The organism is Microbulbifer discodermiae (assembly GCF_040742695.1).
GTDB lineage: Bacteria > Pseudomonadota > Gammaproteobacteria > Pseudomonadales > Cellvibrionaceae > Microbulbifer.
The window spans coordinates 1-9,361 of the sequence record NZ_JBFLAB010000087.1; the positions used below are offsets into that span (position 1 = coordinate 1).

At 55.2% G+C, this 9,361-nt stretch carries 6 protein-coding genes; 1 reads left to right on the forward strand and 5 read right to left on the reverse strand.

All coding sequences use genetic code 11. The features are described from left to right. Positions 1-315, reverse strand: a 315-nt coding sequence (locus AB1S50_RS18145; RefSeq protein WP_367152562.1) for a CHC2 zinc finger domain-containing protein, incomplete at its 3' end; no start/stop codon positions are given. 76 nt (positions 316-391) lie between these two features. Here AB1S50_RS18145 and AB1S50_RS18150 point away from each other — a divergent pair. Continuing rightward, positions 392-793, forward strand: coding sequence for a helix-turn-helix domain-containing protein (locus tag AB1S50_RS18150; RefSeq protein ID WP_367152564.1), 402 nt, complete (start codon positions 392-394; stop codon positions 791-793). 200 nt (positions 794-993) lie between these two features. On the opposite strand, the gene AB1S50_RS18155 is transcribed toward AB1S50_RS18150, so the two are convergent. The 4 genes from AB1S50_RS18155 to AB1S50_RS18170 form a co-directional block, all read right to left on the reverse strand. Continuing rightward, positions 994-1,227: a hypothetical protein gene (locus AB1S50_RS18155; protein WP_367152565.1), complete on the reverse strand. Its 234-nt coding sequence runs from the start codon at positions 1,225-1,227 to the stop codon at positions 994-996. A gap of 14 nt (positions 1,228-1,241) precedes the next feature. Next, entirely contained in the window at positions 1,242-3,998 is a 2,757-nt protein-coding gene (locus AB1S50_RS18160; protein ID WP_367152566.1) for an RHS repeat-associated core domain-containing protein, read from the reverse strand. 68 nt (positions 3,999-4,066) lie between these two features. Continuing rightward, positions 4,067-5,398 (reverse strand): DUF6531 domain-containing protein, encoded by a 1,332-nt coding sequence (locus AB1S50_RS18165; protein ID WP_367152567.1) that lies wholly within the window; start codon positions 5,396-5,398, stop codon positions 4,067-4,069. 850 nt (positions 5,399-6,248) lie between these two features. Then, complete coding sequence (locus AB1S50_RS18170) at positions 6,249-9,080, reverse strand: LPD38 domain-containing protein (protein ID WP_367152568.1); 2,832 nt, start codon at positions 9,078-9,080, stop codon at positions 6,249-6,251. Positions 9,081-9,361: the final 281 nt, after the last annotated feature.

Below are 9,361 nucleotides of genomic sequence, written 5' to 3' on the forward strand. Positions count from 1 at the left end.
GTTTTTTACCGGCGTATCGGCAGCTAAAGGTAGATGGTCATTGCGCAGTAGCTCCAGCGCATGGCGGAAGCTGACGCCCTGAGTTTTCATTACCCAGTCGATCACGCTGCCACCTTCACCGCAGGCCCCCAGGCAGTGCCACAGGTTCTTGGCCGGGCTCACCACCAGTGACGGTGTGCGGTCGTCGTGGAAGGGGCAGCGGCCCAGATAGTCCTTGCCTTGCTTGCGCAGCTCCACCCCGGACTGCTCCACCAGTCGGACCAGGGAGACCGCCGCCTTGATCCGCTCGATCAGCTCATCTGCCAGCCGTGTCATGCTGATTCTCTCCATTTTGACTTAAAACCCGTCAAGGCTCTTTTAGGATTTTATTTTAGTATCCTTTGAGATACTATTGTCAATAGGCATTTTTGGACAGGATTACTGTATGGCGATCTCCATCACATGGTTACTACCCATGAACTTCCCCGCCAGACTGATCCGGTACCGCAAGGCCGTGGGCCTGACCCAGCAGAGCCTGGCAGATGCCGCCGACATCCATGTAACGCAGATCAAGAGGTACGAGGCCGGTAGCGCACAACCTACCCTGGAGGGGCTGGTCAAGCTGGCCAAAACCCTGCATGTGAGCATCGATGAGTTGGTATTCGACGAAGACGAGCGCGGTCCCAGTGACAGGACCCGGCTCCTGTTCGAGGCCATTGAGCGGCTACAAGACGAGGAACAGCAGGTTATTCGGGAGGTGCTCGAAGGGATGATCTTGAAGTACGAAGCCCGGCGCTGGACTCGGGCCGGATAAGTAGCTAACCACAACTGATATGCGAAGCATCAGTCATGGCTGATACCGATCAAGGTCAGGGTGACGGAGGGGTGTCTCGTACTACTGATAAAACCGTAAGCTAAAAAAATACTGGCCCGAAAAGTGGGCCAGTGTTTGATTTGACAACCCCATTGCAAAAGAGTGCCTGCCAGATTGGGAGGAATTTCAATTAATAAAAATCAGCTCTTGACCTTCCGAGATATTAATTTTAAGTCTTTGTCCGGCTCTGTATAATGTATCAATCCTAGCTTTTGGAAATTAATCAAGATCCCTTTTTCAAGATAACCCCATTCCTCTTTCGTAAATCCTTCTGTGTACTCATCCCTGTCTATCGAGCAAACAACAACTCCATCATTAGAGGCTAAGTTTACCAAATCACCAAGTATCGCTTCTTGCCCATCTACATATCGCATGAAAATAGCCTCACTCAATTCATAAATGGCTCAATCGGAATTGCACCCGGAGGCAGTGCCGATGGACTGACAGCCCCTTGCGCTTGCCAAAAGCACTGACAGTTATTTGGATTTTGATTTGCTCTGTAAATATTATAGTGCGACCCTGATATACCATGTTGCACTATGTCATCTGAAAGTACATCTAAAGGGCGATAGGCTATGGTGCCAGCTGGCACAATCCGCCCGCTTACCGTTTTACATGGTGGGCAACCATCATCTTCTTTACACAGCTCTTCAATAGAATCAGAAATCGCATCCCCCAAGTCAGAGAAGAGTTCTTGCGCTGCTTTGTTACCAGAAAGTGCCCCAACAATGAGCCCTACACCAATTAAGGCATCAACAGGGTTAGCAGCCTCTGATTCAAGACCATTAGAATCAAAATAGCTAATGGGGTTACCGCCAACGTACCCAAAAGTATTTATTCCCCCGTCCAACCCAATCGGATCACTCTGTAAATACCTGCCAGTGGAGGGATCGTAATCCCTAAAGTAGTTGTAATAGCGTGGCGCCTCCTCTCCTTTGATCTGCCCCGGAAAACGCAGGTTGACTGCGGTCGGATTGGTATCGTTGTCCGGGTCGGCATCCGGTGCCGTGCGCCCAAAGGCATCACTGTCCCAACGCCAGACAATGGCTTCGTTGCTGTTGGTACCAATGCGTGGAGTGTTGAGGTGGTCGGTGTGCAGATAGGTCAGAGTGGTGCTCTGTACCTGGCCATTGCTGTAAGTGACCTGGACTTGCGCGACCGGCATGGTGTCCAGGTAGATATAGTCAATCCGGCGCTGGATGTCGGTGCCGTTGCTGGCGTACCTGGTTTCACCCAGGTATTGGCCGCCCAGGCCATAGTGCAGCAATGCGTCCTCGGCCTTGTCGGTGCGTACCCGCTGGCCGATGGCGTTGTAGTAGTAGGTACCTTTGAGTGTGCCGCCTTCGGTATAGGTTTTGAGGCGGTTGGCGTGGTTGTAGCTGTACTGCTGCTGTCCTCCGTCGACGCTGATGGTGTTGCCGGCGGCATCGGTCACCCAGGGCTGGCTGTCCCTTTGGGTGAGGCGGTTGGAAGTGGTCTCGTGGTTGTAGGTTGTGGTGCTCGGGGTACCGCCGGTATTGGTGGCGTCCTTTTGGGTGCGGTTGCCCACTGCATCGTACTGGTAGTCGTTCTGGCCGGCGATATAGCCTTCGCCGGTGAGGCGGTTCAGATTGTCGTAGACAAAGGCCCTGTCTTTGTTGGTATCCAGGCTGTCTGCGATACCGGTGATGTTGTTGGCCAGGTCATAGGTGTAGAAGTCGGAGCGGACATTGCCGATGCCGCTGGCGGTGACGGTTTCCAGGCGTCCGTCCAGGTCGTAGCTATAGCTCTGGGTGATGCCGTTGCCATAGTCCATGGAGGAGATACCGCCATAGGGCTGGTACTGGATATTGCTGACCAGGGTCTGGGCCGTGGCCTGGGCATTGTCCTGACTGCTGATGGCGCTGATTCGACCCAAGGTGTCGCGGCTGTAGCTGACAATACGGCCGGAGGGATATGTGATGCTGGTGATACGGCCCAAGGTGTCATAGCTGTACTGGGTGCTAAAACTCCAGCTGGCGATGGTGTCGTCCTGTTGGGTGATACGGCCCAGGTCGTCGTAAGTGAGGGCGGTAGCGCCGGCGTCGTTGCTGAAGCCGGTCAGGTGGCCCACACCCTTGTTGTTGTTATCGGTATTGTCATAGCTATAGGTCGCATTCTCGGCGGTATTGCCGGGATAGGTGATGGCGGTGAGGCGGTTGAGGGCATCGTAGCTGTAATTGGAAACTATACCGCGCGCATCGGTGCGGGTGATGAGGTTGCCAGCAGGGTCGTGGTCGTAGCTGGTAATACCGGTATCGGGGCTGGTGAGTTTGGTGAGATTGCCGAGGAAGTCGTACTCATAGCTGGTGGTGTTGCCGCGCTGGTCGGTGACCGAGGTGATACGGTCGGCAGTGTCGTAGCTGTACTGGACCTGATTGGTGTCCGCGTCAGTGACAATCTTGACCCGGCCCAGGGCATCCCGGGTCTCTCCGGTGGTGTTCTGGTTGCCGTCGGTGGTGGAGGTGCGGTCGCCGTTCTTGTCGTAGGCGATAGCCGTGTTCTGGGCGTTGTTGCCATCCACATCGATCAGGCGGCTCAGCTCGTCATAGCTGCGGCTGACAGAGCGCACCAGGGTGGTGCCGTCGGCGGCATAAATCTTTTCCTGCAGTACATTACCGGCGGCATCCAACGTATATTCCATCCGCTCGCCCAGGGCATTCTCCACCGCGGTGAGACGGCGGGCGTCGTCGTATTCAAAGCTGATATCGGAGCCGTCCGGGTAGGCGATATTGGTGACCTGGCCCACGGCATCGTAGGTGTAGGTGGTGACCTGATCGCCGGAAGCCGCCTTGATGGTGGCGGTTTTCAGCCAGCCGCGCGGGGTATAGGTGTAGTGGGTCTGCAGGCCGTTAACATCCTGTACTTTCAGCCGGCGACCGGCGGCATCGTATTGGAGCACCGACTCCACCTGCCCCAGGGCATTGGTGGTGCTGATGCGGCGGTTGTTGGCGTCATAGCCGTAGGTGGTGATGTCGGAAACATCGGTGCGCGGGCCGTTGGCGGTCTCCATCTTGCCCGCTGCAGTGTAGGTATAGGACCAGTTCTTTTGCGTGACGGCCGCATTGGTGCCATGGGCCACCAGCAGGCTCAGTGCCCCCGCGAGCACGGATTGGGTATAACGCATAACAATTCCTTTCTACTTATTGTTGTTCAGCAATCAACAACTATTAGTCGGTCGATCTATCCGGCCACTCAAGGACTGGGCACAGGTGTGATCTGCTTGCTCAATTGGCGGCCGGCGCTGTCATAGCTGTAATCGGTTACCGACTCCGCTGTGGTGATCTTGGTGGGCAGATTCAAAGTGGGATGCCACTGGGTGGTGATCACTTTAGCCTCGGGCGTGCCAGCCGCCTCGGTACGGGTCAGCTCCCGCCCACGATTGTCGCGGGTATAGGCGGTGGTATTCCCCTCCCAGTCGGTTTCGCTGGCGATAAAGCCATTGGCGTCGTAGGTATAGCCTTTATTGGCGGCGGCACAGTTGGCCGAGGCTTCACCATCGATGGAGACGATACGCTTAACGCCGTTCACATCCCCATAGTGATAGGTGGTCTGCTTGCCCAGGGCATTGGTCAGGCGTCGGGTATTGGCATCCACATAGGCCACATCCACCGACTCGGCACCATTGTTGTGCTCGGTGCGTATGGCCCGCCCCCGGTCGTCGTAGGCGAAGCTGCTGTAGACCACGCCGGTTTCATCGGTGACACCCGTGAGCGCATTGGGGAAGCGGCTGTCCTCGTAACGGAAAACCCGCTGGGGCGAAGTGCTGCCGGGAAAAGTGATGGACGCCAAGAGTCCGTTGCCATTGTAGGCGAACTGGTAGACGGAATTATCGTTGCGGGTGATCTGGGTCAGATTGCCGTCGGTGTAAGCCAAGGTAATACTGTTGCCATTGTCGTCAGCAATAGTTTCCTGCTGGATACCGCCAATATCGTAGCTATAGGTGATGCCCCGGCCCTGTTCATCCTCCACACGCAGAATACGGCCGGCGGTGTCGTATTGCTCGGTACGAGCATCCACCTTCAGGGTCCAGCCGACATGCTGTTGGTTGGTATCCAGGTTCCGGGTTACCTGCCAATCACGATTGGCCTGCGCAACAAAAGTGCCGTTCTCTTCGACAAAGTGCAGATCGCTGCCATTGGGACGGTAGGCAATCAGCCGCTCCGTCACGCCATCGGGCAATGTGTAATGGGCAAGGAAGTAGCTATGGTTGTGGCGCCAATGCTTTTTAGCATCACCGATATATTCCAGGGTTGGGTCCCTGTCCAATGGTAAGGAAATAGGCTGCTCGCCGGCAGGCAATGGCTGCTCGGTATGTACCGTGGTTGCGCCGGTAACGCCAGAGCCCACACTGTAGCCAGCGCCGCTCTTTTGATGATTGCCAAAGCTGTTGTAGCGCCAGGAGAAGCTCAGCGGGAAATCCCCTTCCGCCTCGAAAACGATTTCTTCCTGTCTTTTATGGCCATTGAAAAAATTGATGGGATTGCCGGCCAGGTTGTTACAGCTTTGGGGCTCGGGCGGGGCCACACAGCCTCGCGCAACGCCGTTCCAGGGCTTATCGGCTGGGCACTCTTTTTCACAGAGCCCGGAGGAAGGATTGAATTCAGTAGGAGATTCACATTTTGGAGCTTCACACTCTTTAGTGACGGGATTTAAAATTTGGTTTTCGTCACAGTCAATAAACGTATAGTAATAAAAATTTACATGGTAATTATCTCTATAGTTATCGCTTAGAAGAGTACAGTCATTATAGGATTGAAGGGTAAAAATTAAAGAATTATTATCACGGATACGTACAGCCGTCCAGTAAGCCCAAGCGTCAAAAGGAGCTCCACGCCTTTTCTCGACACCTCCACAATGAGCATACATATTTGCGCATCCTTGCCTTGCCTCGTAGGATGAAGTTGGACCCAGCACATGGTAATTGCAGGTTCCCTGCGCTACTGCGGGATTAATTGCAAAGATTGTCGCAAAGATAAAAGCTGAATGTAAAATAAAGAAACGCATAAATTAAACACAAAGTTGTTATTGTTAATATATTGAGGCAGCTCGAAACTGTGTACGCATATCAGTTAGTCAAAATCAGTGGCTGCCCTTTATCCACTTCAAGCTGTATCCGAAACCACATTTAAGCTCGATAGTCGATGGGCGCCCCCTGCTTTAAAGCGCGGTTTTCTATGAAGTGTCGAACCAATTATCTCACCACTCAGTTCTTAAAGAGAGTTCATACGACTTGTCATTGAAAGTCAATTACACGCCATTACACCCAGAAATTTTGCTAAATTCATCACTCTTAAAGTTTGATTTAAGTCACACTTAGCACCACAAGCGGCACCAGTCATGATGGACAGCATCCGAAAATCGATATGATCAACCTCTAAAAAGCGGCTTCGGTACTCTGCGATGCTTTTGCTGCCATCGCATTGATCCTTTTTTGAATCGCATCCAGTTTTAGTTGCTTGGCCTTACGTGGAATATCTTCGACTAAAATGCGTTCGCGCCGCATGCGTAATTCACTAAGGCGCCGGCTGGCCTGGTTCAGTGGTCCGCGCTGAGCCAGCTTGTCGCGGTGCTCTGTGACAAACTCTGCTCTCTCCTGCCCTCTTAGATCCTTGAGGCTTGCTGCCAGCTGGTTGACTTCCTGTAGCCGCTTATAAAGGTCGTCCGCATGCTGAGTGCTGTACTTCGGCTTGGTGCCACGGTAAAAACTCTTGAGTACCGGAATATCGGTAGCCAGAAACTCGCCTTGATTGGGCTTGTCCTGTGCCCAGGCCACCAGCATATCGGTAGCCGATAGTGCATAGGCCCCCATGGTCCCGGTGTAGCCTGTCCAGAAGTGCTCCATCTGCTTTGGAGACCAACCCACCAGCTGTGCCAGGGACACCATGGTATCGCTGGTAAAGCTGTTGTGTCGGTTTTGGGGTAGCTTGCGCTGGTCCCCCAGGGATTCAATGGGCTTGTCGAAGTGGAAGGAGCGATTGGCATACAGCTCCGCCATCGGCAGCACCGCCTGCGGTATCGGGTTGAAGGCCAACGTATCCACCGCACCATGCTTCATGCTCCACAACAATTTTTCACTGGGCTGATTGTCCAGCACCCAGGTGTGCATCATGCGTTCGGGAATGGTGCCGGCAATAATGCCGATTTCAAAAGGTTTCGGCAGGCGGAAGTGGTGCTCGCCCACAAAGAAGTGCCAGTAAGCGTCTTTCTCCCAGTCCGGCAGCGATTGGTAGCGCTCATCGTCATCATTCAAGAGCGCCAGCACTGCCGAGAACATGGCGATCTTGGCCACCGCTTTGACTACCAGCGGGTCGGCCCGCCAGGTCCAGGGTTTATGCCCCTCCCCTTTCAGGTCGGCGGCGCGGACCAGTTTCGACAGGCCCTGCAGACGGGCATTCAGGAAGGGCACCACATCCGTCAGCACATTCATCGCCGCCCAATTGCCCCGCAGCGAGTAATCCATCAAGTCCTTGGCCTCGAAGGCCGCCTGTGCCTTGGACTTGCCCGCCTTCAGGGCCGCCTTATAGGTGGCCAGGCGATTGGCGTTCTCCAGCTTGTCACCCAGTTCACGATACTTCTGCCAGACATTCTGAACCTTGGCCCAGCCGAACTCCCCGACACTGATCACGCTGTCCATATGGTTGTCGATCTCCGCGCGGGAGAGTCCCTTTTTCGCCAAGGTGCGACGGATCAATTGGGCTGTGGCCTGCGGGTCCGCGCCATGCACATAACCGCCCTGGAAGGAAGCGTTGGTAAACATCAGCTCGCGGTAGTGCTCGTCCTCGGCATAGGCGGCGCTGATACCTTTTAAGGTGTCCTTACCGAACGTAAAGCCGTCTTTATTAATGGCCCAGGCGTGCGCCGTATCGCGCACCAGGTTTCGCAACATAAAGCCCGGGCTGCTGGTCACACCGGTAGTCAGCAGGCGTTTGAACCAGCGGGCGGCACGCATCGGCAACCAGTTGAGACCATCACTGGAGAGGTGCGCCATACCCCGCAGCAACGCCGGATCATTGACCCGATAATAGGCACTCTTGCCATTGCGTTGCACCCGGATCACCTCCGGGTCTGTGGGTGCGGTGATGGCCCATAGTTTCTCAAAGCCACTGCTGTCGAGCTGGTTCAACTCGTGCAGCACCTCCAGTTCCCCGGCCTCCGGCAGCCCCAACTGGTCGGCCACCATCTCCAGGTAAGCGCGGTCGGCCTTGATCCGCTTCACCACCTCCGACCTGGGCACGATCGCGGTGGTGTATTTTAGGCTTTCATCACTCAGGTACTCGGTGTCCTTGAGGTTGTCCACCGTCTTCAGCAGCGCCATATTTTTCATGGCGGCATCCGCCAGTTTCATCCAGTTGGTGAGGATGTTTTGCAACAGGTCATTGGTGGCCGTCTCACCGCCTTTCAGGGCCTTGATACCGGCGCTCTGGTGACTAAGCCCACGCTTGGTACGGGGCGCCAGCAGCCCATTGCCGTCCAGAACCTGACGATAGAAAGGGATATACCACTCGGACGCCCACCGCTTGCGGGATTGCGGGTCGATTAGTCCTGCTTCCTGGGCCAGGTCCAGCATGGCCTTGTTGAGGGCGTTATAAGCCCGCTTTGCCTCCAGGAATTTGGCCTCCCGGCCCCGGTTCAACACCAGCAACTCGGCAATATCCCGCTGGGACAGATTCTTTTCGCGGCCCTGCAACTTCAGTTCCCTGGCTCGGTTGCCTCCCATCCAGCCCAGCCAGGCGTTCAGATCCGGCCCCAGGCCCTTAAAAATTGTCAGCAGTCCCTGCGTATCGTCCCGATACTGCACCACCCCGTCGCGCCACTCGGGCGCCCCATAGTGGAGGATGGCGTGCATGGTGTCAGCGATACTGGATGCCAGACGGGCGCCCACATACCCGGAGCCGGCAAAGTCCCCCTCAGAGGTGCCCTTGCCCGCGGCTTCCTCCGCACGCTGAATACCCACCAGGCCGTCGAAAACGCCTTCGTAGCTGCGCTCTTTCACATTGGCCCAGGCTTGGCGGAGATTGGCGGTCTGGAAACGGGTGATCAGGCGGCGGATGCCCTGGGATTCGGATTTGCCCAGGCCCAGGCGGGCCGGGGCTTCGTCGGTGCCGGGGTCGGGAAGGGAGTATTGAAGCTCTACCAGCGGCCCTGGTAGCTCTCGGCCAAGCTGAGCCAGAGCCAGTCTCCACGCCTCTGGATTTTGCTCTGCCATAAAGGCAGATGTGAGCACCGCCCTTTTAAGCGACGTGCTTCCAAATATCGACCGACCCACACTCTCGGGTTCTCGTTGCCGAAAAGCAACATCGCTAACTCGTGCTCGGTATCGTTGGCCAGATACCAAAGCCAAGTCCTTAACAGGCTGTTGAAAAATCAGGGAATTCTTCAACAGCGCCACTTTCAGTTTTCAAAAATAGGATAAAACAAAGATATCCTATCGGTTTTGATGTTGGATTCTCGGTATCTTTGGGCCATTTCCGCCTCATCAGGCGGACC

Coding starts and splice junctions, on each gene's coding strand:
- AB1S50_RS18170 (WP_367152568.1), bottom strand. CDS start 9,080: ATGGCAGAGCAAAATCCAGAGGCGTGGAGACTGGCTCTGGCTCAGCTT.
- AB1S50_RS18155 (WP_367152565.1), bottom strand. CDS start 1,227: ATGCGATATGTAGATGGGCAAGAAGCGATACTTGGTGATTTGGTAAAC.
- AB1S50_RS18160 (WP_367152566.1), bottom strand. CDS start 3,998: ATGCGTTATACCCAATCCGTGCTCGCGGGGGCACTGAGCCTGCTGGTG.